General features: G+C 69.7%; 23 protein-coding genes. 15 read left to right on the plus strand and 8 right to left on the minus strand.

What is annotated here, in order from left to right:
• Positions 1-51 precede the first annotated feature (51 nt).
• The 3 genes from VG502_RS00615 to VG502_RS21870 form a co-directional block, all read right to left on the minus strand.
• Entirely contained in the window at positions 52-1,002 is a 951-nt protein-coding gene (locus tag VG502_RS00615; protein WP_325547724.1) for a sucrase ferredoxin, read from the minus strand.
• Between the two features lie 137 nt (positions 1,003-1,139).
• Complete coding sequence (locus tag VG502_RS00620) at positions 1,140-3,605, minus strand: DNA gyrase/topoisomerase IV subunit A (RefSeq protein ID WP_325547726.1); 2,466 nt, start codon at positions 3,603-3,605, stop codon at positions 1,140-1,142.
• A gap of 115 nt (positions 3,606-3,720) precedes the next feature.
• On the minus strand, positions 3,721-3,834 hold the full coding sequence (locus tag VG502_RS21870; RefSeq protein ID WP_473964762.1) for a sunset domain-containing protein: 114 nt from the start codon (positions 3,832-3,834) through the stop codon (positions 3,721-3,723).
• A gap of 40 nt (positions 3,835-3,874) precedes the next feature.
• Here VG502_RS21870 and VG502_RS00625 point away from each other — a divergent pair, with 40 nt between their 5' ends.
• The gene (locus tag VG502_RS00625) at positions 3,875-4,300 is read left to right on the plus strand and encodes a hypothetical protein (RefSeq protein ID WP_325547728.1); all 426 of its coding nucleotides are present in this window, start codon (positions 3,875-3,877) and stop codon (positions 4,298-4,300) included.
• 51 nt (positions 4,301-4,351) lie between these two features.
• Here VG502_RS00625 and VG502_RS00630 read toward each other — a convergent pair whose 3' ends face one another.
• Positions 4,352-5,158: an LLM class F420-dependent oxidoreductase gene (locus tag VG502_RS00630; RefSeq protein ID WP_325547729.1), complete on the minus strand. Its 807-nt coding sequence runs from the start codon at positions 5,156-5,158 to the stop codon at positions 4,352-4,354.
• Positions 5,159-5,209: 51 nt separating this feature from the next.
• On the opposite strand from VG502_RS00630, the gene VG502_RS00635 reads away from it, so the two are divergent.
• Positions 5,210-6,262 carry an alpha-hydroxy acid oxidase gene (locus tag VG502_RS00635; RefSeq protein ID WP_325547731.1) on the plus strand — a complete coding sequence of 351 codons (1,053 nt, stop codon included), beginning with the start codon at positions 5,210-5,212 and terminating at the stop codon, positions 6,260-6,262.
• Positions 6,263-6,298: 36 nt separating this feature from the next.
• Here the strand turns inward: VG502_RS00635 and VG502_RS00640 are convergent, their stop codons facing one another.
• Positions 6,299-6,913 (minus strand): nitroreductase family protein, encoded by a 615-nt coding sequence (locus VG502_RS00640; protein WP_325547733.1) that lies wholly within the window; start codon positions 6,911-6,913, stop codon positions 6,299-6,301.
• A gap of 187 nt (positions 6,914-7,100) precedes the next feature.
• Here VG502_RS00640 and VG502_RS00645 point away from each other — a divergent pair, with 187 nt between their 5' ends.
• The 7 genes from VG502_RS00645 to VG502_RS00675 are packed head-to-tail and all read left to right on the plus strand — an operon-like array spanning position 7,101 to position 16,268.
• Entirely contained in the window at positions 7,101-7,607 is a 507-nt protein-coding gene (locus VG502_RS00645) for an RNA polymerase sigma factor (protein ID WP_325547735.1), read from the plus strand.
• Entirely contained in the window at positions 7,604-9,055 is a 1,452-nt protein-coding gene (locus tag VG502_RS00650; RefSeq protein WP_325547737.1) for a hypothetical protein, read from the plus strand. The genes VG502_RS00645 and VG502_RS00650 overlap by 4 nt, the downstream gene beginning before the upstream one ends.
• 25 nt (positions 9,056-9,080) lie before the next feature.
• On the plus strand, positions 9,081-11,786 hold the full coding sequence (locus tag VG502_RS00655; RefSeq protein ID WP_325547738.1) for a bifunctional acetate--CoA ligase family protein/GNAT family N-acetyltransferase: 2,706 nt from the start codon (positions 9,081-9,083) through the stop codon (positions 11,784-11,786).
• 56 nt (positions 11,787-11,842) lie between these two features.
• On the plus strand, positions 11,843-12,451 hold the full coding sequence (locus tag VG502_RS00660; RefSeq protein WP_325547740.1) for a DUF5998 family protein: 609 nt from the start codon (positions 11,843-11,845) through the stop codon (positions 12,449-12,451).
• Positions 12,448-13,611 carry an alkaline phosphatase family protein gene (locus VG502_RS00665; RefSeq protein WP_325547742.1) on the plus strand — a complete coding sequence of 388 codons (1,164 nt, stop codon included), beginning with the start codon at positions 12,448-12,450 and terminating at the stop codon, positions 13,609-13,611. Before VG502_RS00660 ends, VG502_RS00665 begins: the two co-directional genes overlap by 4 nt.
• A gap of 36 nt (positions 13,612-13,647) precedes the next feature.
• Positions 13,648-14,352: a thymidine kinase gene (locus tag VG502_RS00670; protein ID WP_325547744.1), complete on the plus strand. Its 705-nt coding sequence runs from the start codon at positions 13,648-13,650 to the stop codon at positions 14,350-14,352.
• Positions 14,349-16,268: an MFS transporter gene (locus tag VG502_RS00675; protein ID WP_325547746.1), complete on the plus strand. Its 1,920-nt coding sequence runs from the start codon at positions 14,349-14,351 to the stop codon at positions 16,266-16,268. Before VG502_RS00670 ends, VG502_RS00675 begins: the two co-directional genes overlap by 4 nt.
• An 11-nt stretch (positions 16,269-16,279) precedes the next feature.
• Here the strand turns inward: VG502_RS00675 and sepH are convergent, their stop codons facing one another.
• On the minus strand, positions 16,280-17,797 hold the full coding sequence (sepH, locus tag VG502_RS00680) for a septation protein SepH (RefSeq protein WP_325547748.1): 1,518 nt from the start codon (positions 17,795-17,797) through the stop codon (positions 16,280-16,282).
• 212 nt (positions 17,798-18,009) lie between these two features.
• Here sepH and VG502_RS00685 point away from each other — a divergent pair, with 212 nt between their 5' ends.
• The 6 genes from VG502_RS00685 (at position 18,010) to VG502_RS00710 (ending at position 22,423) form a co-directional block, all read left to right on the plus strand.
• Positions 18,010-19,227, plus strand: a complete 1,218-nt coding sequence (locus VG502_RS00685; protein WP_325547749.1) for a ferrochelatase — start codon at positions 18,010-18,012, stop codon at positions 19,225-19,227.
• 5 nt (positions 19,228-19,232) lie between these two features.
• Complete coding sequence (locus VG502_RS00690; RefSeq protein WP_325547751.1) at positions 19,233-20,069, plus strand: inositol monophosphatase family protein; 837 nt, start codon at positions 19,233-19,235, stop codon at positions 20,067-20,069.
• Positions 20,070-20,242: 173 nt separating this feature from the next.
• Positions 20,243-20,542: a DUF4193 domain-containing protein gene (locus VG502_RS00695; protein ID WP_325547753.1), complete on the plus strand. Its 300-nt coding sequence runs from the start codon at positions 20,243-20,245 to the stop codon at positions 20,540-20,542.
• A gap of 3 nt (positions 20,543-20,545) precedes the next feature.
• Positions 20,546-20,998 (plus strand): dUTP diphosphatase, encoded by a 453-nt coding sequence (gene dut / locus VG502_RS00700; protein ID WP_325547755.1) that lies wholly within the window; start codon positions 20,546-20,548, stop codon positions 20,996-20,998.
• 51 nt (positions 20,999-21,049) lie between these two features.
• Entirely contained in the window at positions 21,050-21,958 is a 909-nt protein-coding gene (locus VG502_RS00705; RefSeq protein ID WP_325547757.1) for a DUF3710 domain-containing protein, read from the plus strand.
• Between the two features lie 93 nt (positions 21,959-22,051).
• Positions 22,052-22,423, plus strand: coding sequence for an OB-fold nucleic acid binding domain-containing protein (locus tag VG502_RS00710; RefSeq protein WP_325547759.1), 372 nt, complete (start codon positions 22,052-22,054; stop codon positions 22,421-22,423).
• 11 nt (positions 22,424-22,434) lie between these two features.
• Here the strand turns inward: VG502_RS00710 and VG502_RS00715 are convergent, their stop codons facing one another.
• Entirely contained in the window at positions 22,435-23,133 is a 699-nt protein-coding gene (locus tag VG502_RS00715; protein ID WP_325547760.1) for a potassium channel family protein, read from the minus strand.
• A 37-nt stretch (positions 23,134-23,170) separates the two neighbouring features.
• Positions 23,171-23,833 (minus strand): potassium channel family protein, encoded by a 663-nt coding sequence (locus VG502_RS00720; protein ID WP_325547762.1) that lies wholly within the window; start codon positions 23,831-23,833, stop codon positions 23,171-23,173.
• Between the last annotated feature and the right edge of the window lie 72 nt (positions 23,834-23,905).

The following is a 23,905-nucleotide window of genomic DNA, read 5'->3' on the forward strand; positions in this document are numbered from 1 at the left end:
CGGGGGAGCGAAGCGGAGGAGGTGTATCGAGACCGCTTCCCTGTCGAGAACTCACTCGGCGAGTGTGGCGCGCCATACATTGCTCGGGACGGCAGACTTCACGCACGACGCCTTCAGCTCGGGGCCGTCCTCGCTGGAGACACGTACCGACCAGGCGCGGCCATCGGTGTGCGTGACGTCGCATTCCCATGAGCCGTCGGTGGCCGCCGCACCCGTCGCGGTCAGCGCGGTGAGTGCCGGCTCCGAGATCTCGTGCCGCACAAAGGATTCGGCGACCTGCAGGGGGTTGCGGAAGCAACTGCGCCCGCGGTCATGGGCAGGTGTCGCGAGCTCGATCGGCACCTCGTGCCGGCGCTCGCCGGCCAGTGCGATCTCGGCGAGCTCGGGTGTGAGGCGTGCATAGGTCTGCCCGGAGGGGAGTGCGATGCCGGTGGGGGACAACCGATGGCCGCCGGTGTGCGAGCACTCCCACACCGATCCGGGGTGCTTCGCGGCGAGGTCGAGTGCGATCGGCCGGCCACGGACGGCGCAGCACACGTCGCGCTTGCCGTTGGTGCAGATCAGCATCGCGGGGTCGCGGGTCTCCTCCAGCTCCGGCAGTCGCTCGGTGGCGGCGTCCGGGTCGTCCTCGAGGAGCAGGTCCCACGGCAGCGACAGCAGTTGCGCCGGATCGTCGAGCTCACCGGTGAGCAGCCACGGGTCGCGTTCGAGGCAACCGGCGATCAGCACGTGGTGCGCTCCTTCGTGCGGCTCGTCCGCGTGCGGACCGGGGCGGCGGATCAGGAGCAGCCGGCCGCCGTGATCGGCGCAGGCGCGCTCCAGGGCCTTGCCGATCTCCGGGTCGAGGTGCGACTGGGTGATCGCGCTGTGCCCCCACGGGCCGTTCTGCTCCAGGCACACCCAGAACCGCGCGTATGACGCCGTGCCCCAGGCCGGCAGTGCGGCGTCGTCCCATTGCACCGAGCAGGCGGTCGGCGGTTGCGGGTCGGCGTGCGTCGTCATTGCGGACGGTCCATTTCGTCGGGCGGTATGGGAGGGTCAAGCGTACGGAAACAGATGGTTGAGCGGCGTACACCCGTGTTGAGCGGCGTAGCAAATGTGCGCCAGTTGGTACGCCGCTCAATGCGTTGACCTGCCGCTCAATCAGTGGAGGGTGCTGCCGGGAACGAGCCGCCGATCGCCGCGATCTGACCGGCCGTCGGGACGCCGCTGCCGTCGCGCCTGCCGTCGGCAGCAGGCAGGTCGACGGCTGCGCCGGTCGGGCTGGCGGCACGCGCGGGGGCGGTGCCGGCCCAGGCGATGACGAGCTCGTCCTCGCCGCGGAGGAAGCGGTGACAGCGCACGCCGCCGGTGGCACGGCCCTTGGCAGGGAACTCGTCATACGGGCTGACCTTGACCGACTCCGGGCCGGTGCCGGGCAGTGCGCCCGACGCACCCGCGCCGGTGACGACCACGGCAGGAGCCGAGGTGTCGACGATGCCGAACCAGATGGTTCGAGCACCGGCGCCGAGCTTCACTCCGGCGACGCCGCCACCCGAACGACCCTGGGGCCGAACGAGATTCGCGCTGTAACGCAGCAGCTGGGCATCGGAGGTGACGAAGACGAGGTCCTCCTCGCCGGTGACCACCTCGACGGCGCCGACGACCTTGTCGCCGTCCTTGAGGGAGATCACCTCGAACGAGTCCTTGCTCGGATAGTCGGGGTTGACCCGCTTGACCACACCGTTCGCGGTGCCGATCGCCAGGCCGTTGGCCTCGTCGGACATCGGCGCAAGAGCGAGCGGCTGCTCGCCCTTCGCCAAATCGATGTATGCCGCAAGAGGCGCCCCGCCGGCCAGCGCGGGCGCATCGTTGGTGGGCGGCAGCGTCGGCAGGTCGATGGCGTTGAGCCGCACCAGGCGCCCCTCCGAGGTCACCACACCGAAGTCGCCGCGCGCGGTCGCGAGCACTCGCGACGTGACGACGTCGTGCTTGCGCCGCGAACCGTCGCTCGAGAGGGGGGTCGCGTCGGTCGTCCGGGCGAGCAAACCGCTCGAGGACAGCAGCACCCAGCAGGGGTCATCGGAGACCTCGAGCGGAGCAGCCGTCGCGGCCGCCTTGGTGCCGTTGCCCTCCAGCAGCACGGTACGGCGGGGCGTCCCATGGGTCTTCACGACATCCGCCAGCTCGGTGGAAACCGTTTTGCGCAAAAGCTTTTCGTCATCGAGGATCGCCTGCAGGGCCGCGATCTGCTCCCGCAACTCGGCCTGCTCCTTCTCCAGCTCGATCCGGCTGAACTTGGTCAGCCGGCGCAGCTGCAGCTCGAGGATGTACTCCGCCTGCGGCTCGGAGAGGTCGAAGACCTGCATCAGCCGGCCACGCGCCTCACCGGCGCTGTCCGAGGAGCGGATGACCTGGATGACCTCGTCGATGTCGAGGATCGCGATGAGCAACCCGTCGACCAGGTGCAGCCGGTCGGTGGCCTTCTTCAGCCGGAACGCAGTGCGTCGACGGACGACGTCGATGCGGAAGTCGACGTAGACGGTGAGCAGTTCCTTCAGACCCAGGGTCTTCGGGCGTCCGTCGACCAGCGCCACGTTGTTGATGCCGAAGGATTCCTCCATCGGGGTGTGCTTGTAGAGCGCCTCCAGCACGGCCTCCGGGTTGAAACCGTTCTTCACGTCGATGACCAGCCGCATGCCCTTCATGTCGGACAGGTCGTTGACGTCGGAGATACCCTGCAGCTTCTTGGCCTGGACCAGGTCCTTCATCCGCTCGATGACCTTCTCCGCGCCGACCATGTAGGGCAGCTCGGTGACCACGATGGATTTCCTTCGTGGCGTGAGGTTTTCGATGGTTGCGGTCGCCCTCGTCCGGAACGAACCGCGCCCGGTCAGGTAGGCGTCCCGGATGCCCTCCAGGCCGACGATGCGCCCACCGCACGGCAGGTCCGGCCCCGGCACGAACTTCATCAGGTCGTCCAGCGAGCAGTCCGGGTGCGTGATCAGGTGGCGTGCGGCGGCCACGACCTCGCCCAGGTTGTGGGGTGCCATGTTGGTCGCCATACCGACCGCGATGCCGCTGGCGCCGTTGACGAGCAGGTTCGGGAAGGCGGCCGGCAGCACGTCGGGCTGCTGCTCGCTCTCGTCGTAGTTGGGGACGAAATCGACCGTGTCCTCGCCCAGGGACCGGGTCAGCTCCAGTGCCGCACCGGCCAGGCGGACCTCGGTGTAACGCGACGCAGCGGGGCCGTTGTCGAGCGAGCCGAAGTTGCCGTGGCCGTCGACCAGCGGCAGCCGCATGGTGAAGTCCTGCGCCTGCCGGACGATGGCGTCGTAGATCGCGGTGTCACCGTGCGGGTGGTACTTACCCATGACCTCACCGACGACGCGGGAGGACTTCACGTGGTTGCGGTCGGGGTAGAGCCGCATCTCGTCCATCGCGTAGAGGATGCGCCGCTGCACCGGCTTCAGGCCGTCGCGCGCGTCCGGGATGGCGCGGGAGTAGATGACCGAGTAGGCGTACTCGAGGTACGCCGCCTGCATCTCGTCGTCGACGTCGATGTCGATGATGTTCTGCTGCGCATCATCGATGTATTCGGTCTCGTCGCGTTTCTTGCGCGCCATTGCTGCCCTTCAGATGTCCTGCTGATCTCGCGGTCCGGCGCCGATCATCTTCTCTCACCGCGCCCGAACGGTGCGCACCGACACTCTGGATGCCGGGGCAACGGTGCGGATCGACTCAGACGAGCGCCTTGCGCCACCCGGCCGCGAGCGCATCCTGCTCGGAGCAGAACCAGCGCTCACCCTTGGCGGGCGAGATCTTCGTGACGTTGTAGTAGCGCTGTCCCGGCACGTGGTAGATCTTCTCGCCGTCACTGCTGATGTTGCCCTTGATGGTGCATGCACCGCTGGTCGCTGTTGTCGTGGGTGCCGGAGGGACCGTCGTACGGCGCGGGGCTTGTGTCGTCCGCGCCGGTGCCGGAGCGAACGCTCTCGGTGCAGTCGTGGTCGACCGTGGGGTGGCGGGAGGCAACGCCGCGCGCGTGCTGGTCGCCGTCGGCTTCGCGGCCGGGCGGGCAGCCTGCACTGAATGGGTCGACGCTCGCCCGGTGCTCGATGTCGTATGGCGGGGCGCCCGGGTCGACGTGTGCCGAGGAGCGGGTGCCGTGGCCGTCGCCGTGACGGTGCGTATGACGGTATGGGTCGGCGCAACCGAGACCGCACTGTCCTCCTCCGCATTGCAGCCCGAGAGGGCGAGAGCAGTGACCACAACCGTGCCGAAAAGGCTCAACCGACCCGCGTTCATTGCCGCAGCCTAAAGTCCGAATCCGTTGGAGAAAGGCGGAATCCGTAACTACGGTGGAGTAGCTTCAGGCGTTGACGCGGTCCCGCCATGCGACCCAGTGCTCAACGGTCGACAGGTCGAACTCCGGGCCCGCGATCGGGATGGTGAAGAGCCTCGCACCGAGCTTGAGCAGCGGCTCGCCCTCGGCCCCGGGTTCGCCGGGGAGGCCGCCGTCGCGACCGCGACCCCCGACACCGACCGAGATCTCGATGTCGTCCATCGGCCGGCCGACCGCATCACAGTGCCCACGCAACACCTCGACCTTGTGCTCGAGCACCTCGGCATCGGCGAAGGTGTGCCAGATGTTCGCGTGTTGCGCGACCAGGCGCAGCGTCTTCTTCTCGCCGCCACCGCCGATCAGCACCGGCATCGGTCCGACCGGTGGCGGGTTCAGAGCGGCGAGACGGGACTCGATGCGCGGCAGGGCGGCCGCGAGGTCGTCGAGCCGGCGCCCGGCCGTCTTGAAGTCGAATCCGTATTGGTCGTAGTCCTTTTCGAACCAGCCGGAGCCGATGCCGAGGATGAGACGGCCGTCCGAGATGTGGTCGACGGTGCGCGCCATGTCGGCGAGCAGGTCAGGGTTGCGGTAGCTGTTGCAGGTCACGAGCGCGCCGAGCTGAATGCGCGAGGTCTGCTCCGCCCAGGCGGCGAGCATCGTCCAGCACTCGAAATGCAAGCCGTCCGGGTCACCGGTGAGCGGGAAGAAGTGGTCCCAGTTGAACGCCACGTCGACGCCGAGATCCTCGGCGCGACGCAGGGCGTCACGGATCTGGTCGTATGACGCATGCTGGGGCTGGATCTGGACGGCGATACGCACCGGGCGTGAAGTCATGTCCGCAAGACTAGGTGAGCCCACCGGCGAGGCCACCAGGAAGGGACCACCGTGCACGAGCAGCTCGCAGAACTTCGCGACCGGGCCGAGCAGGTCGTCGCCCCGGACACGTGGAGTTATCTCAATCGCGGCTCCGGGGACGAGCGCACCGTCCAGGAGGCACACGACGCCTGGGGCCGCTACCGGTTGCGGCCGCGGGTGCTGCGTGACGTCTCGACCGTGACCACCGAGCTCGACCTCTTCGGACCCTGGCGGACACCGATCGGCATTGCTCCCACCGCTTTTCATGCCCTACTGCACCCGGACGGCGAGGTCGCGACTGCCGCCGGCGCCGCCGCCTCGGGTGCACCAATGGTCGTGTCCAGCCGCGCGACGCGTCGCCTCGAGGACATCGCCGCAGCGATCGACGGGCCGTGGTGGTTCCAGGTCTATCTGATGCGCGAACGCTCCATCACCGCCTCGCTGATCGAACGCGCCGCAGCTGCCGGGGCCACTGCGATGGTGCTCACGGCGGACACGCCATACGTCGGGCACCGTGCCCGCAGCGCGGCGCTGAGCCGTCCGCTCCCGCTGACCGACGAGCAGGCACTGACGAACATGCGCGACCACCTGCCGGCCGACGTCGCGGACATCTGGGAACTGATCGACCAGCGGGCCGATCTCTCGCTCACCGACATCGGCTGGGTCGCCGACGTCTCGCACCTGCCGGTCATCGTCAAGGGTGTGCTGCGTGCGGACGACGCCGTCGCCTGCGCGGAGGCCGGAGCGTCCGGGATCTGGGTCAGCAACCACGGCGGCAGGCAGCTGGACCGGGTCGTCCCGACGGCCGTGGCTCTGCCGGAAATCGTTGCGGCAGTGGGCGACTCGGTGCCGGTCATCGTCGACGGGGGAGTGCGTGACGGCTTCGATGCACTGACCGCGCTCGCGCTCGGGGCACGTGCGGTCATGCTGGGCCGCCCAGCCATGTGGGCACTGGCCGCCGGGGGCAGCGACGCGGTCACGGCGATGCTGGCGGAACTCTCCGCTGAACTGGCCCACGCACTCGGCCTGGCCGGCGCCGCGCGATTGGGCGACCTCGACCCGACGATGGTCACCACGCGCTGAGGCTCGGGCCTCGATACGGCGCGCCCCGGGGCGCGCCTACTCGGCCCGCGTGACTCCGAACCGCCCGAAATGGGCCACCTCGCCGACGTCGCGGCGGCGCACCGCGCGGGTGCTGCCGGACGGTTTCGACTCGGCGGGGTGCCCGATCGCCACCACGCCGACGATCCCGCGATCGGCCGGTATGCCGAAGGCCTCCCGCACCGTGTCCAGCCGCTCGACCGGCACGCCGAAGAAGAGACCGCCGAGGCCCTCGTCGACCGCGCCCAGCAGCATCAGCAGCGCCGCCATACCCGTGTCGACGTCCCAGTACGGGACGGGCCAGTGCTCCTCCGACTCGTCCTGCCAGGGCTTGTCATCGCGCGCGTAGCGGCGCAGGTAGGTGTTCTTGTCCGAGCAGCAGACGATCAGCACCGGTGCGGCACTGACACCACGCAGCCAGGAGTCGGGTATGCCGTCATCGGTCGTCGCTGCCCAGAAGGCGTCACGGTCGGTGCCACGGAGCACGAGGAAGTCCCAGCCCTGACTGAAGCCCGCGCTCGGCGCGCGCACCGCCAGCTCGAGCAGGCGCCGGACCGTCTCGGGAGGGACATCCTGCTCGGGGTCGAACCGGCGCACCATCCGCCGCCGCAGCACCGCGTCTCGCAACTCCATGGTCCCGAGCCTAGGCAGCTGCGCGGGTTACGATTTCGGCTGGCCGGTGGTGAGTTCCGGCCGGACAACTACGCACAACTGGCGGGCAACCAACCGTGCGGGCCGTTGCGGCGTCTGCACAGGTATGACGGCGACGATCACCGGCCAGCACGCTGCTGTCCGCGTCCCACGGGAAAGGTGGCGATGGGTGGCTTCGGGGGAAGCAGCCGTCGAACGGGCCGTCCGCGAGGTGTATGACGCACACTTCGGGCGGCTCGTCGGCTGGACCACGCAGTTGATCGGTGACCGTGACTTGGCCCATGACGTGGCCACGGAGGCCTTCGTGAAGCTGATGACGCACTGGCACACGGTGCAGGACCCGCGTGCCTGGCTCTACACGGCTGCCGCCAACCAGGTCCGTGACCACTGGCGCAAGCGCGGCCGGGAGGCGTCGGCATACGAGAGGTTCATGGGCGGCAACGCCCGTGCGGTCGATGTCGCCGAACCCGGCTTGGACACGGCGACCAGGCTGACCGTCCGCGATGCGGTCGAGTCGTTGCCCGAGCGGTTCCGGCTCGTGGTGCTGCTGCACTATTTCGGCGACCTGTCGGTCGCCCAGGTGGCCCTGCAGACCGGTAAGAGCGAGGGCACCGTCAAACGTGACCTGCACGATGCCCGGAAGTTGCTGGCACAACGGCTGGAGGTGAGGCAATGACGGAGCGACACGAGAGTGAGCCGGCCGGCGAGCACGATTCGGTGGCGGATTTCTTCGCGAGCGCCCGGGCGCAGGTGCGCGATGAGCGGTCCACCGACCTGGACTGGCAGCGCATCGTCAGCGGTGCCCGCCGGACCAACCGACGACGCAACCGGGTGGCGCTGTTGTCCAGCGCCGCCGTCGCGATCATCGCGCTGTTCGCGGTGTTCCTCTGGCAGCAGGACGGTATCGGCGGCGGTGTGCAGCGCGGTGAGGCCATCGTGGGTGCCACCGGCCGGGCGCAGACCGGGGTGCCGACGTCAAGCCCGTCATCCGTGTCGCCCCAGCAGCAGCCCACCAAGGTGCCCGACAGCTTCCGCACCTGGTCGGTCAGCAATGCCGGACAGAGCACGCTCTACGCGTTCGGTTCGCAGACCTGCGGCGGCGACACCTGCCCCGTGCTGCTGAAGTCGGGCACCAACGGCGCGACGTGGGCGGCGGTGCACACGTTCACCGGCACCGATGTCTCGGCCGCGACCGGCAACGCCGTGCCGCAGATCCAGCCGGAGCGGGCGCTCAGTCAGGCCCGCTTCGCGACGCCGAACACCGGCTACGTCTTCGGCGGTGACCTGTGGGTGACGCACGACAGCGGCGCCAGCTTCACCAAGATGAGCCACCCCGGCACGACGGTGCTGGATGTCGAGATCAACCAGGGACAGGCCGTGCTGCTCAGCGCCGACAACTGCGGTCTGGGCGTCTGCAACGGTCCGATCCACGTCAGCCGCTTCGACCCGGCCAAGAGCAGCATCTCCGGCACGGGTGTGGAAGTCACGCCGAGCAGCCCGGTTCGCGCCGGCAACGTCGCGGTGCAGAACGGCCAGGTCTTCGTCCAACTGACGGCTGCGGACGGGTCGAAGCCGGTCGCACCGATGCGGTTGGACGGCTCGAAGCTGACCAGCCTCGGCTCCCCGAACGCCTGCGGCGGTACGACGCTGCAGACCGTCACGCCGGTCACGAACGGCAAGCAGCTGAAGCTCTTCGCGCTCTGCAAGCCGCTCGAGTCGGGCGCCAGCCACACGTCATACACGATCGTGAGCAGTGATGACGCGGGGAAGTCGTGGCAGAGCGTGTCCGCCGGTGCACTGACCCTGCCGCGTCTCGGCCAGGTCTGGCTCGCCGCCGCGGATGCCAAGCATCTCGTCGCGTCGGCCGGCGGACCGCGCGAGATGTCCGGCGTCCCGGCGCCGAACGGCGACGGCAGCCTGGTCCGCTCGACCAACGGGGGCCAGGGGTTCGGCCCGGTTCCCGCGCCCAAGGGCACAACGGTTCCACGAAGCGGCTTCGACTGGACGGCCAGCGCGGGCGGGCCGATCTTCTATGCCGTTCCGCGAACCACCCACGGATTCTGGGTGACCAGCAAGTTCGGCGGCCCCTGGACCCTGGTGGACCCGCGGCACTCGGGGCCCTGACGCCCGGACCTGGCATGCTCAGGGCATGAACTCGACCGACGACATGTCCGCGGAGGAGTTGCCGCCGGGGTATCCGCGTGACTGGGAAGCCGACGTGGTGCTGCGGGACGGGTCGGTCGCCCAGGTGCGCCCCATCCGTCCCGACGACGTGGACCTGTTGAAGGAGTTCCACGAACGCCAGTCCGACGAGTCGATCTACCTGCGGTTCTTCGCGCCGCTGAAGCACCTGTCGGACCGGGAAGCGACCCGGTTTGCCAACGTCGACTACATCGAGCGGGTCGCGCTCATCGTCGAAGCCGGTGGCCGGATGGTCGGCGTCGCGCGCTACGACCGCCTGTCCGGCCCGGACGGGCCGAAGGCGGAGGTCGCGTTCAACATCGCCGACGACTTCCAGGGCCGCGGTGTCGGGTCGGTGCTGCTGGAACACCTCGCGGCCATCGGCGCCGAAGCCGGTGTGCAGGAGTTCACCGCGGACGTGCTGCCGCAGAACCACAAGATGATGGGCGTCTTCACCGATGCCGGATTCGCGGTGCAGCGCAGGTTCGACGACGGCGTGATGGCGCTGTCCTTCCGGATCGAGCCGACGGAGCAGTCGAAGGCGGTCCGGGTGGCCCGCGAGCAGCGCGCCGAGGCCCGCAGCATGCGCTCACTGCTGGCACCGTCGTCGATCGCGGTCGTCGGGGTCGGCGCCAGGCCGACCGGGCTCGGGCGCGGTGTCTTCGAGCACCTACAGGCCGGCGGATTCACCGGTGCCCTGTATGCCGTCAACCGCAATGTCCATCACGAGATCCGTGACGTGACAGTGCATCCCAGCGTCAGGGACCTGCCCGGACCTGTCGAGCTGGTCGTCATCGCGGTGCCCGCAGCCGAAGTCATGCAGGTCGTCCACGATTGCGCCGAACACGACGTGAAGGCGCTGGTGGTGATCTCGGCCGGGTTCGCCGAGGCCGGCCCGGAGGGTGCGCAGCTACAGGACGAACTCGTGCGCACCGCCCGGCGGCACGGCATGCGCGTGGCCGGGCCCAACTCGTTCGGACTGATCAACACCCGCGACGACGTGCGGATGAACGCCACCCTCGCTCCCGAGATGCCGGGCAACGGCAGCTTCGGGCTGTTCGCGCAGAGCGGTGCGCTCGGCATCGCCGTGCTCGACTTCGCCGAACGCCGTGGCCTGGGCCTGACCGACTTCGTGTCGACCGGCAACCGCGCCGACGTCTCGGGCAACGACGTCATGCAGGGGTGGATGGACGACCCCAGCACCGAGGCCGTCGGTCTCTACCTGGAGTCGATGGGCAACCCGCGCAAGTTCTCCCGGATCGCGCGCCGGTTGTCGCTGCAGAAGCCGGTCATCGTGGTCAAGTCCGGTGTGTCCTCGTATGGCGTGCCACCGGGCCACCGGGTCCGGCCGACCCACACCTCGCCGGAGGCGTTCAAGTCGATGCTGCGGCAGGCGGGCGTCATACGCGTGGAGAACCTGCACCAGATGTTCGACGTGGCCCAACTCGTGGTCAACCAGCCGATCCCGTCCGGTCCGCGGGTGGCGATCGTCGGCAACTCCGACGCGCTCGGGGCGCTCACCGCCGACAACGCGATCAGCTGGGGGCTGCAGATCGCGCACGGCCCGGTCAACCTGCCCGCCGAGTGCACCCCCGAGCAGTTGGAGACGGCACTCGAGGCCGCCTTCGCGGACCCGGATGTCGACAGTGTCGTCACCGCGCTGATGCAGCCCATCATCATCCAGGGCATCGGCCTGGCGACGGCGCTCGCGAAGGTCTCAGCACGTCACGAAAAGCCTTGCCTGACAACGTTCCTCGGCATCAGCGGAGTCAGCGACGCATTGTCGGCCCCCGATCCGCGGACACAGGTCGAGCGCTTCGTGCCGTCGTATGCCGTGCCCGAGGACGGCGTGCGGGCGCTCGCCGCAGCCACCCGTTACGGGGAGTGGCGGGCCACCGACCGGGGCGCCCCCGTGCTGCCGGACGGCATCGACCGGGCCGCCGCCGAGCAGCTGGTCGACCGGGTCCTCGAAGCGTCGCCCGACGGCCGTCCGCTGACTCCGTCCGAGGTGCAGCAGCTCCTCGCGGCATACGGGATCGAGGTGTGGCCGCACACGTCGGTGCGGTCCGCGGACGAGGCCGTGCAGGTCGCGGACCGGCTGGGGTATCCGGTCGTGGTCAAGTCGGTGTCGCCGCTGGTGCGGACCCAGCCGGTCACCGCGGTCCGGGTCGACCTGACGAACGCCGAGGCTGTGCGTGACGCCTACCGCACACTGGACGAACGCCTGGCGCCACTGCACGCCAATCGCCTTGTCGTGCAGCGTATGGCGGTCCCCGGCATCCCGTGCGTCGTCGCGACGGGTGAGGACCCGCTCTTCGGCCCGGTCGTGCGGTTCAGTCTCGCCGGCGCACCGACCGAGGTGATGGGTGATGTCGCCTACCGGATCCCGCCCCTGACCGCCGTGGATGTGAGCGACCTGATCAACTCCGTGCGTGCTGCCCCTTTGTTGCACGGCCGCGGCGGCGGACTGGCGGTCGACCGGACGGCGCTGGAGGACGTCGTGGCGCGGATCTCCGTGCTGGCCGAGCACCTTCCCGACATCGCGTCCCTGGAGCTCAACCCGGTCAACACCCATGCGGGTGGGTTGGAAGTCCTCGGGGCGGCGGTGACGGTCGCGCCGCCGGTGCTGCGCACCGACTCCGGGCGCCGTTCGCTGCCCAAGACCGATGCCTAGGGCCGGTGTCCACAGCCGCTCTTCGACCGGTCCACTGACCTGCGACAATGACGAGTATGTCTTCGTCCAGTAAGCAGATCACCGCGTCGGCGTTGCCGGCCGTGCTCCTCGCCGACATCGAACAGGCGGGTTACTTCCCGCTGCTGGTGGCCGACGTCGTGGCCGCCGCGGTCGGCACCGAGAGCGTGACCTCGCATCTGGTGCACGCGGAGACGACGATCGACAGCGAGACGGTCCGGCGCCACGTCACGGTCTTCGTGCTGACGGGCAGCCGGCTGATCCTGGCGCACGCCGACGACCATGCGCCGACACCGGATTCGCCGGTGCAACACCTCGGCATGGTGGCGACGGCCACCAGCGAGACCGTGCCGCTGTCGTGCGTGCGTGGGGTCATGCTGGGCCGGGTCGTCCCCGACCCCGAGAAGTATGTCGAGGGCTCGTTCGGCCGCGAGGTGACGCTCACGATCTCCTGGGGCGCGGTCTCCCGGGTCGACCTGTTGCCGGCCAACTGCGCCGACCCGACCTGCGACGCCGATCACGGCTACGAAGGCACCATCACCGGCGACGACGTGACCGTCCGGGTCAGCGCCGACGCGGATGGCGACGCCAACCTGCAGCAGGCGCAGGTGTTTTCGGCGGCTTTGTCTGCCGCCATCGGCCGGTGACCCGGCCGGTGAAATTGGGGGCGCCCCCGTCATACGACGAGGGAGGACTGGCGGGTGTGCTGCCCCGCGTCGTGCACTCACTCGGCGGTCCGCAGCTGTCCCCGGCGGCGGGCGCGGCGCCACTTCCGGCGGCGAAACGCGCTGTTGTGGTCCTCGCCGACGGTCTCGGCGCCGACCTGCTGCGCCGCCGCTCGGGGCACGCGCCGTTCCTGCGGGTCGCTGCCGCCGGGCAGGACCCCGCCATACCCGGCGTGCTGACCGCAGGTTTCCCGTCCACGACCGCGACGAGCATGGGCACCTTCGGCACCGGCCTGCCACCGGGCACACATGGGCTCGCCGGCTACCAGGTGCGCGTGCCCGGGAGTGACCGGCTGTTCAACGAACTCGACTGGATCGACGGCCCCGACCCCGTGCAGTGGCAGCCGCACGCGACCGTGTTCGAGCGCACCGCTGCTGCCGGTGTTCCTGTGACGATGGTCGGGCCGGCGAAGTTCGAGGACTCCGGACTCACCACCTCGGCGCTGCGCGGCGCCCGCTTCACCGGCGCGCGGGAGCTCGCGTCCCTGGTCGATGCCGCAGTGCGGGCGGCCCGCGCGACGCCACGCGCGCTGGTCTACCTCTACTGGGGCGACATCGACCGCACCGGCCACCAGCACGGCTGCGAGTCGTGGCAGTGGGGTGAGGCGGTCGAGCTGCTCGACGGTGAGCTGCGGCGGCTGCGGACGATGTTGCCCGACGACACCTCACTCACCGTGACCGCCGACCACGGCATGGTCGACGTGCCGGACTCCGCCAAGACCGACGTCGCCCGCGACCGCGAGTTGCGCGCCGGCGTCACCCTGGTCGGCGGCGAACCCCGTGGCCTGCAGCTCTACTGCCGCGAGGGCGCGGCGGCCGATGTGGCAGCGACCTGGGCCGCGCGGGTCGGCGACGACGGCTGGGTGATGACCCGCGACGAAGCCGTCGCGGCCGGGCTCTTCGGCCCGGTCTCGCCCGAGGTGCTACCGCGGTTCGGTGACGTGATCGTCGCCGTGCACGCACCGATCGGATTCGTCGACACCCGAGTGATGAATTCGCGCATCGTCAGCCTGATCGGTCAGCACGGCTCGCTGACCGACGCCGAGCAGCAGATTCCGTTCATCCACCTCCCGGCACGGTGAGCCGCCGACCCGGCCCGCCTCGTAGGCTGTTCGATCGTGGCTGAACTCGTCTTCTTCTCCGGCACGATGGACTGCGGCAAGTCGACCCTGGCCCTGCAGCTGGATCACAACCACCGCGCTCGCGGGCGCCGCGGACTGGTGTTCACCAAGTTGGACCGGGCCGGCGCCGCGGTGCTGTCCTCCCGGTTGGGCCTGTCGCACGAGGCGATCGAGGTCGAGGACTCGCTGGACTTCTGGGAGGTCGTCGTCGAACAGGCCACCGGCGGCCGGGTCATCGACTACCTCATCTGCGACGAGGCGCAGTTCTACACGCCCGTGCAGGTGGAGCAACTCGCCCGCCTGGTCGACGAGATGAATATCGACGTCTTCACCTTCGGCATCACCGCCGACTTCCGTGCCCAGCTCTTCCCCGGATCCCGGCGGCTGATCGAACTCGCCGATCGCACCCAGGTCCCGCAGGTCGAGGCGCTGTGCTGGTGCGGCAAGCGCGCGACCCACAACGCGCGCGTGGTCGACGGCGACATGGTGGTCGAGGGCGAGCAGGTCGTCGTCGGCGACACCGCACAGGGCAGCCCTGCTGTCGTCGAATACGAAGTGCTCTGCCGCCGCCACTACATGCGGCGTATGACGTCCCACGCCGCCCGGTCGCAGTCGGCGTCCGCCCAAGTCCTGCCATTCGACCTCGACCTGTGCCCGTTGCCGGGCTCACAGCCGCGTCAAGTTGGCATGATGGACACATGACACGTGACGGACGCTCCGGCAGGCAACGCCGGCGCGACGAACGTGACAGGGCCTTCACCGAACCCGTCCCTCAGTCGTCGCGCACGCGGCCGATTCCGCCGCGCCGTACACCGCCGGGGGCGTCTCCCCACGACCCGTGGGCTGCACGGCAACCGGGACCTGGCCGACCGGCCCGCCCACCGGCCCGCCCACCGGAGGACCGGACGCGGGAGCAGGCGCCATACCGCCCGGGTCCCGACCACGACGCGAGATCCGACCGACCCGCTGGACCCGACGACTCCGGCAATGTCCAGCACGGTGGGCGCGACACGGCGCGTGCCGCCGGCCGCGGAGTCGTCCGTGGCGCCGGTGCGATGGCCCGGCTCACCGCGCTCGCCAGCAAGAAGACCGTCCATGCCGCCCGCCGCGCGAGCGAGGCGCAGGGTGCGGGGGAGACCGGTCTCGCGCGGCTGATCCAGGTCCATGCGTTCAGCTCGGCGGGTGATGCCGCACTGACCATCGGCCTGGCCGGAACGGTGTTCTTCTCCGTGTCCTCGGCACAGGCCAAGGGCCAGGTGCTGTTCTTCCTCTGCTTCACGATGCTGCCGTTCGCCGTCCTGGCACCGCTGATCGGTCCGCTGCTGGACCGCTTCAGCCACGGCCGGCGGTGGGCCATCGGCTTCACCCTCGCCCTCCGGGCGTTCCTGTGCTGGGTGCTGGCCGGGGCGATCGCCGCCGACTCGTTCTGGCTCTTCCCCCTCGCAATGGGCGTGCTCATCGCCTCGAAGGCCTACCTGGTGACCCGGTCGGCGGCCACACCACGGCTGCTGCCCGACCAGCTCACGCTCGTCAAGGCCAACGGACGGATGTCCCTGGCCGGTGTGGTCGGTGCCGGTATGGCGGGTGCGCTCGCCGGCGGCGCCGCCAAATTCGGCGGCGGCGCGTGGTCGTTGCGGGTGGCCGCTCTGCTGTTCGCGATCGGCACGGTGCTGGCGATCCTGCTGCCGCCACGGGTCGACTCCAGCGTCGGTGAGAAACCGGCGCCCTCGGGGCTGACCACCGGTAAGGCGACCGGCCGTGGCATCGGTCCGGCCGTCGTCACGGCACTGCGCGCCAACACCGGCCTGCGCTGGCTGTCCGGGTTCCTGACGATCTTTCTCGCGTTCCTGGTGCGCAGCCATCCGTTCGCCGGGTGGGGCGGCAAGGAGACGTTGCTGCTCGCCCTCGTGCTGGGCGCCGCCGGCGCCGGCAACTCGGTCGGCACCGTCGCCGGTGCTGCCCTGAAGATCGCCTCACCCAAGACGATCGTGCTCGCGACGCTCATCGCCGACGCGGTGATGGTGGTGATCGCGGCCGCCCACTTCACCGTGTGGACCGCGGTCGCGGTCGGCTTCGTGGCCGGCACGGGTCAGCAGCTGGGCAAGCTGGCCCTCGACTCGCAGATCCAGGACACCGTCCCCGAGCACATGCGCACCAGCGTCTTCGGGCGCTCCGAGACCCTGCTGCAGCTGGCGTGGGTCATCGGCGGCATCATCGCCGTCGCGATCCCGACGAACGCCACACTGGGCATGATCATCGCCGCCGTGGTGCTGGTCGCCTGGGCGAGCGTCGTGCTCATCTGGAACAGCGGCCGGTCCCTGCCGGTGCCGGGCCGGGTCCGCGAGGCTGCGCCGCGTCGACCTCGTCGGAGGCCGGCGGGTCGGCCGCAGTCACCTGCGGCGCCGGACAGCTACCAGAGCCCCGGCATGTATGGCGACCAGACGCCCGCCGAGGAGCACCCGGGCGCACAGCAGCCGCGGGACCAAGCAGAGACGATCAGTGTCCGCCGGAGTGCCGTGTCAAGGCATCGACCCGACGGACCCGACGGACCCGACGGACCCGACGGACCCGGCGGTCACGGGGACCCGCGCCCGCCGCGTCCCGGCGGCTGGCGCTAGGTCGATCAGGGTCAGTCGCGACCGGGTCGCCGGCCGAACATGATGTCGTCCCAGCTGGGGACACTCGGCCGGCCCTTGCGCGCCGAACTCGGCCGGTCGGGGACCACGGTGCCCGCGTCGCGCGGAGCGGCTCGCTCCGCCGGCTTGTCATCGGCCGGGACGTCGGTCGCATCCTCCGGATCGTCGGATCCCTCGGATCCTTCGGACTCCTCGGACTCATTGGTGACCTCGGAGGCATCGTCGGAGTCGCTGGATTCGTCGCTGGATTCGTTGGTGCCCTCGTCGGTGCCCTCGTCACTGACCTCGGAGTCGTCGCCGACGTCCTTGGTGGTGTCCTTGGTGGTGTCCTCGGTGGTGTCCTCGGACGCACCGGGCTTCGCCGTACTCTCCGCGGCGCTCTCCTCAGTGCTCTCCTTGGCGCTCTCCTCGGTGTGCAGGTCGGCGAAGAGGTCGGCGGTGCCGGTCACCGGATCGTGGCCCAGATGCTCGACCGATGGCGTGGTGTTCTCGTCGGCCGCAGTGCGGTCGGTGTCGCCGGCAGCCGCCTCGCCTGCCGCGGCCTCGACGTCGGCGAGTTCGTCCTCGCGAGGGTGGGACCCGACCGGCGGAGCCTCGCCCGAGGTGTCGAGCTGCTCGCGCGGAGCCGCGTCCTCGGGAAAGTCCTGCTGCGCAGTGGTGGCGGCGCGACCCTTGCGGCGACGGTTCTTGGAGCGCTCGCGCATCGCGGCGACCAGATCGACGGGTCGTTCGCCGGTCTCGGTCGAGTCCTTGGAGGGCTCGGCGGAGGAAGGCTTCGTCCCGGTCGTCGGCTCGGGCTGCTTCGGCACCGCGGTCGCCGAGGTCCGGCCGCCGCGCACACGGCGCACCTGCGGGCTGCGGGCGGCATTCAGGCCGCCCTCGGCCTCGACGTCGTAGACCGAGGTCTCGCGGGCTGAGGCCAGCGGGCTGGGGGAGTTCTCGTCCTCGCCGAGCCAGCGCGCCTCGTCGTCGGTCGGCTCGAGGGTGCGGCTGCGCACGTCGAAGTGCCAGGTCGCGCGACGCGGCCGGCCGCCAGCGGGGAAGCTGCACAGCACGGTCCAGTCGCCGTCGCGTCCTCGCCAGGAATCCCAGACGACGGCCTCGGGATCGACGCCCCGGCCGTCCAGTCGCCGCTCGGCACGTTCGCCGAACGTCGTCTCGCCACGGCCACCGCCGCTGGTGACGGCGATCGCGCGGGCGAGTCCGGCGATGTGGTCGCGCTCGGCGCGGATCGGGCCTTCGTAACGGCGAACCTTCTCGGCGGTCCACCCCGCGCGTTCGGCGACGTCGGCCACCGATGCGCCGGCGCGCAGCAGCGCCTGCACGTCACGTGGGCGCAATTCCTCGGGCACCGGCACCGAGTCGACATCGGCGGACGGGACCGGCATGGCGCGCCGGACCGCCGACCGCAGCGCATCGTCGATCGGCACCGTGAGACGGTCCTCGCCGTCCTCGGTAAGAAGCAGGTGCTCGCCGTCGTCGTGGACGCCGATCAGTCGCAACTCCCGCATGTGCGTCTCTCCCAGGTAGCCGGTGGTGCGCCGAGTCCAGCTCGGATCCGTCGGCAGCTGCAGCCGCGCTGCAATCAGCCGCAGTCAACCATGCCACGATGCGCGGTGCGGACCCCGTAGGGCGCGCCGGAAGCCACCCCGCGAGCGTCGTACGCTGGCTGTGCCGACCACTCCAGGGCGGCCTCTCACGTCCCTCGCCAGGAGCCCACCCCATGTCCTCGCCGATCGCGGAGCCCCCAGAGCCCACTGCGCGACCCGACCGACCACAGGCTGCCGGGCCGCTGCCCGGCGCCGAGCACACGCCCGAATCCGCCGGGCAGCCGGCGCCGGAGTCGTTGGCGCTCGAGCCGTATGACGCAGTGCTCGTCCTGTCCTTCGGCGGCCCCGAGGGCGAGGAGGAGGTCATGCCGTTCCTGCGCCGGGTGACGGGCGGTCGCGGCATACCCGACGAGCGGTTGGCGGAGGTCGCCGAGCACTACTACGCCCGCGGCGGCCGCAGTCCGATCAACGGGCAGACCCGCGCCCTGCAGCAGGCGATCCGGGCCGAATTGCGACGTCGCGGTTTCTCCACACCGGTGCTGGTCGCCAACCGCAACAGCGAGCCGTTCCTGCCCGACGTGCTGCGCGGTGCGCAGGACTCCGGCACCGAGCGGTTGCTCGTGGTCACGACGAGTGCGTACGCGTCATACAGCTCCTGCCGGCAGTACCGCGAGGACATCGCCGAGGCGCTCTCGCAGTTGTCCGATGAGGGCCGCAGCCTGCAGGTCGACAAGATCCGGCAATACGCCACCCACCCCAGTTTCGCGCGGGTGAACGCGCGGCTGGTGACCGATGCGGTGCGGGCGAGCGGCCAGGAGGACGACGACAAGCTGCGCGTCGTCTTCGTGACGCACTCGATCCCGACCGCGATGGACGACACGTCGGGGCCGGGTGACGGCGAGGGCAACCTCTACGAGCACCAGCACGACGAGATCGCGCACGTGATCCTCGACGAGGCCGGCATCACACTGGACCGCGACCTGCGCGGTGCGCTCGTCTTCTGCTCACGCTCGGGTCGCCCCGAACAACCATGGCTCGAGCCCGACATCAACGACCACTTGCGGCAGCTGGCCGATAGCGGCGTCACCGACGTGGTCGTGGCGCCGATCGGCTTCGTCTCCGACCACATGGAGGTCGTGCACGACCTCGACACCGAGGCCGCCGAGACCGCGGCCGAGGTCGGCCTGCGGATGACGCGGGTGCCGACCGTGGGCACCGACGCGGAGTTCGTCATGGGCCTGGTCGACCTGGCCGAGGAACGCGCGGCGCAGGCACGGGGTGAGCGGGTCGATGCGCTCGCCTGGCCGGGCGAGGCGATGCCGCCCATCTGCGCGGCGGGATGCTGCCCCAACCTGCGGACCGCCAAGCCGGCCGCCTGCGGACGGGACTGATCACCATGACCTCCACCGAACCCCGGTTGTCCACCGACGAGATCGCCGACCTGGAGACGATCGCCTGCACCATCGCGCGCGAAGCCGGCGACCTGATCGTCGACGAGCGCCCCGACCATCTCGGAGTGGCCGCCACCAAGAGCACCGAGACCGACGTCGTCACGATCATGGACAAGCGCAGCGAGGAACTGCTGCGCACCCGCCTCGAGGCCGCTCGCCCCGGCGACGGGCTACTGGGCGAGGAGGGCGCGTCCAAGCCCTCCACGACCGGTGTCACCTGGGTCGTCGATCCGATCGACGGCACCGTCAACTACCTCTATCAGCTGCCGGCGTATGCCGTGTCGGTCGCAGCCTGTGTCGGAGACGTCCACACCGAGGGCGCGTGGCGTCCGGTCGCGGGTGCCGTGCTGAATCCGGTCACCGACGAGCTCTTCCACGCCGGACTGGGCAGTGGTGCGTTCCTGGACCACGCGGGCCGCTCGTCCGCCATACGGGTGACAGCCCAGGGCGACCTGGCGATGAGCCTGCTCGCGACCGGCTTCGGCTATGACGTCGACAAGCGCAAGCGGCAGGCGGCGCTCGCCGCCGAGCTGATCGGCCGGGTTCGCGACATCCGGCGCGCGGGCAGTGCTGCGCTCGACCTGTGCTCGGTGGCTGCCGGCCGGCTCGACGGCTACTACGAGGCCGGCCTGAACCCTTGGGATCTGGCGGCCGGATGGCTCATCGTGACCGAGGCCGGTGGCCTCGTGCAGGGTCAGGCAGGTGGTGCTCCGACCTCGGATCTGGTGGTCGCCGGGGGCACCGAACACGTCGCGAAACTGGCCCCGCTGGTCGACCGCTGAGGCGTCCAACAGGCCGACATCGGACCCCGCCTGATCACGTCCCGCGCCGATGAGGCAAAATCCCCGCGGTCCGGGCACAAAACGCGAGCCTCCAGCGTTATTGCGGCCGAAGACCAAGAAAACTTCCGCCCAGCTGTGCGTACAGGGCGATGACGAGACGGGAAAGGCACGCGATGGCAACAGATTACGACGCTCCACGAAAGACCGACGACGACCTCGAGAATGACTCGATCGAGGAGTTGAAGGCACGACGCAACGACAAGAGCACGTCCAACGTCGACGTCGACGAGACCGAGCAGGCCGAAGGTTTCGAGCTGCCCGGCGCCGACCTGTCCGGCGAGGAACTCTCGGTCCAGGTGATTCCGCGTCAGGTCGACGAGTTCACCTGCTCCAAGTGCTTCTTGGTGCATCACCGCAGCCAGCTGGCCAAGGAGGTCGGCGGACTGCCGGTCTGCACCGAGTGCGCGGCCTGACGGATGCAGCAACTGCAGGTGGCGGTGCGGCAGCTCGACCCCGAGCTGCCGCTGCCGTCATACGCCCGGCCGGGTGACGCGGGCGCGGACCTGCATGCCCGGGAGGATGTGACCATCGCTCCCGGCGAACACGCAATGATCGCAACGGGAGTCGCGATCGCACTGCCCGAGGGGTATGCCGCGTTCGTGCACCCCCGCTCGGGTCTCGCCGCCCGGCACGGCATCACCACCCTGAACGGCCCGGGCACGGTCGACGCCGGCTACCGGGGAGAGATCAAGGTCAACCTGATCAATCACGACCCGCGGGTGCCTTTCACGGTGCACCGCGGTGATCGGATCGCACAGCTGGTCGTGCAGGAAGTCGTCGCCGTGCAGTGGGAGGCGGTCGATTCGCTTCCGGAGTCAGTCAGGGGCGACACTGGACATGGCGACAGCGGCGGCTTCGGCGGCCGCTGACCGCCCACTTCTTCACCACCGAACGACAATCAACTGAGGGGCACGAGCGCAGTGGCAATCTTCCGGCGCAAGGCCAAGGAGACACAGGCCGACACGGCTGACGTCACGACCGGGGCCGAGCAGGACAACGACGTCGAGCAGGTCGAGGAGTCGGACACCGACACCTCCGGCACCGACACCGCCGCTGAACTCGACGCGACCGACGCGTCGGACGCGCCTGACGATCGGCCCGAGGATGAGCCCGACGCGGATGCCCGGCGTGCGCGGCTGCCACGACCCCACGACCTGGACCGCTCGAACGGCCCGTTCGACCGTTCTGAGGTCAAGGACCTCGACGGTCACCTGGACTTCGGCGCCGTCGCGATCGTGCCCGAGGCCGGCATGGAGTTGCGCCTGGACGTCGACGACGCGGGCCAGGAGATCACCGGCATCACGGCCGTCATCGACGGTGCGGCCTGTCAGGTGCAGGCCTTCGCAGCACCCAAGAGCAGGGGTGTCTGGGACGACATCCGCGACGAGATCGCCGACAACCTGCTCAGCAGTGGCGGCACCGCCGAGGAGAAGCTGGGCCCGTTGGGCATCGAGCTGCACACGCGGATGCCCACCCAGGGCCCGGACGGCCGCACCACCTATGCACCGGCCCGGTTCGTCGGTGTCGACGGACCGCGGTGGTTCCTGCGGGCCGTGCTGTCCGGCAATGCTGCGCTCGACGAGGCGACGGGGGACCGGCTCGTGGAGTTCCTGCGCCGCTCGGTCATCACACGTGGTGGTGAGCCGCGTGCGCCGCGCGAGATGCTGCCGCTGCAGATCCCGCAGGACGTCCAGAACCAGGCCGATGCCGAAGCCGCGGCCCTGGAGCAGGACCCGAACGCCAAGCCGGACCAGACCGGCGACAAGTCGGACACGACGGACGACTTCAAGCCGTTCGAACGCGGCCCGGAGATCACCGAGGTCCGTTGACATGAATTTTGGTTTCGAACACGGCCAGCAGGCCTGCGCGCCCAACGCGTGGCAGGGAGCCCGCGACCGCCACGCGATGGGAGCGTGCGCCTGATGGGTTGGAAGACGTCCTTGGGCAAGGTCACCGATCGGCTGACCAAGTCGGACGATGTGCTGGAGAGCGACGACCTGCGGGCTTCGACCCGCAAGCTCGGTGCGACCCCGATCTGCGATGCTGCGGACCGGTCGATCGCGTGCTGCTGTGGCACCGTGCGCAGTGTGAGCCTGCGCCCTCGGGCCGACTCCGTCCCCGCCATGGTCGTCGACCTCGACGACGGCAGCCGCACCATGAATCTCGTGTGGCTGGGCCGCCGCAAGATCGCCGGCATCGAGCCGGGCACCTACCTGAAGGTCACCGGGCGCGTCACCTACATCAAGGGCACGCCGACGATCTTCAACCCGTCGTACGAGATCAAGACGCGATAAGCCGCACCGACTCAGTCGCCGGCAGGGGAGTGGGTGCGGATCTGATCGGCCGGTCGGCCGGTGAGCACCGCCCCCAGTGACTGCTCGGCCTCGGGCGTCGCCAACAGCAACAGCTCGTCCAGACTCTCGATGGCGTCGTACTGACCGGGCGCGATCGGCACGTTGTCGCGGATGATGCCGACCAGCACACAGTCCGGGGGCAGTTGCAACTGACCGACGGCCACCCCGATGTTCGGGCTGTCGGCGGGTACCGTGATCTCGACCATCGTCGCCTTGCCCTGCTGGAACTGGAACAACCGGACCAGGTCGCCGACGCTGACGGCCTCCTCGACCAGCGCGGTCATCAGCCGCGGTGTCGAGACCGCGACGTCGACACCCCATGCCTCGTCGAACATCCACTCGTTCTTGGGGTTGTTGACCCGGGCGACGGTGCGGTTGATCCCGAACTCGGTCTTGGCCAGCAGTGAGACGACGAGGTTGACCTTGTCGTCACCCGTCGCGCAGACCACGACCTCGCAGGACTCGAGATTGGCCTCCCGCAGGGTGGAGATCTCACAGGCGTCGGCCAGCAGCCAGGATGCTTCGGGGACCGCGCTGGAGCGGTCCTCGTCGGCATACTTGTCGATGATCAGCACTTGGTGCTGACGCAGGATCAACTCGCGGGCGATCGAACGACCCACGCTTCCGGCGCCGACGACAACAACTCGCATCTGACGAATCTCCTTGGGATTACAGCTGTTTCGTGGGTCAGTCGACCGGCTTGACGGACTTGAGGATGTCTTCGATCTCCTGCATGCGGTCGGCCGGCAGGCTCAGCTGCAGCAGGTCGCCCTCCTGGAAGACGGCGTCGGCCTCAGGGACCAAGCCGTCGCCGAGCCGCGTCAGATATGCGACGCGGGTGCCGGTCGCCTCCTCGATGTGCTGCAGCGGGGTGCCGACCCATGATGGGTGCGGCGGGATCTCGGCAATCATCACCTTCCCACTGGCGTCGGTGTGCAACGGCAGCGCGCCCAGCGGCAGGATCTTGCGCACGATCTGGTCGCTGGTCCAACGCACCGTCGCGACCGTCGGTATGCCGAGCCGCTCGTAGACCTCGGCGCGGCCCGGGTCGTAGATCCGCGCGACGACGTTCTGCACGCCGAAGGTCTCGCGGGCCACCCGCGCGGCCAGGATGTTGGAGTTGTCACCACTGCTGACGGCGGCGAACGCGTCGGCGTTCTTGATGCCGGATCGCAGCAACGTTTCGCGGTCGAAGCCGATGCCGGGAACGCGCAGGCCCTCGAAGCTGGGACCGAGTCGGCGGAAGGCCGCCTCGTCGCGGTCGATCACTGCGACCTCGTGCCCGTGCTTCTCCAAACTCAGCGCCAGCATGGAGCCGACACGACCACAACCCATGATCACGAAGTACACGAACCGAACGCTACCCGAGCGCCGGGGGAGCGCCGTCACCACGGGCCGGGACATGGCGTGTGAGCAAACTCG

Source organism: Flexivirga sp. (assembly GCF_035551235.1).
Taxonomy (GTDB): Bacteria; Actinomycetota; Actinomycetes; order Actinomycetales; family Dermatophilaceae; genus Flexivirga.